Genomic DNA, 882 nt, shown 5'->3' on the forward strand with positions numbered 1-882 from the left:
GGCGACCGGGTCGAACCTTGACGCTGCCCGACGGCGCGCGGCCGAACTTTGGATGGAGCTGGATATGGCAAGCTATAGCGACGCGGAATTGCACGAGATCGCCCGCTGGCTGAAGGATGGGTTCTCAGCCTCCAGGATTGCAGTCGCGTTCAGCGCGTTGCGCGGCAGTCCGGTGTCGCGCGACGCCATCATCGGCATCGTGCACCGCAACGCCATGCTCGGCGCGATCGGCTTTGCCAATGGCAAGGGGCCGCCGCCGCGATCCAGGCAGGCCGTGGGCAAGCGCGCTGGAAGCAAGCGGGCGAGTGGCGCGTCGGCGAAAGCGACGCCTGTCGTCGGCAAGATGGAGGGCGTGCTTGCCGCCAAGGACATCCATGCGCGTGAAGTGGCCCGGCCCAGGCGCGCGCATTCGTTCGTGCGCGAGGTGGGCGTGCTGATCGCCGACGGCGTGGCCTATCGCCTGGAGGCGCCGGCGCCGCCGCGCGCGGCCATCGGCCGGCAGCCGCATGGCGTGGCGATGCGCTTCATCGATTGCCTGTTTTCACGCTGCCGTGCGCCGCTGGATCTGACGGTGGAGGGGGATCCGGACATTTCTATTGCCGAAGAGGGGGCGCCAGGCAGCCGCCCAGGCGCCGACATGCTGTGCTGCGGCATGCGCACCGGGGCGCTGAAAAGCTATTGTACCTACCACCAGGCGCGCTTCCAGCGCCGCGTATTTGTTGCGACGGGGTGAGGTTTGATCTCTTCTCCCCCGTTCACGGGGAGAAGGTGCCGGCAGGGCAATGAGGGGCAGCGCTGACGAGGCAGGATGGAAGCTGACATGAAATTCAAGCATCCGATTCAGATGCCACTTACCGAAGCGCTGGCGCCGCCCCTCATTGC

At 66.9% G+C, this 882-nt stretch carries 1 protein-coding gene; it reads left to right on the plus strand.

Features of this window, described 5'->3' with window-relative positions; translation table 11 throughout:
* On the plus strand, positions 1–733 hold a 733-nt coding region (locus EOA22_RS35480; protein WP_245478786.1), incomplete at its 5' end, for a hypothetical protein.
* Between the last annotated feature and the right edge of the window lie 149 nt (positions 734–882).

Source organism: Mesorhizobium sp. M7A.F.Ca.US.014.04.1.1, from assembly GCF_003998745.1.
Classification (GTDB): Bacteria; Pseudomonadota; Alphaproteobacteria; order Rhizobiales; family Rhizobiaceae; genus Mesorhizobium; species Mesorhizobium ciceri.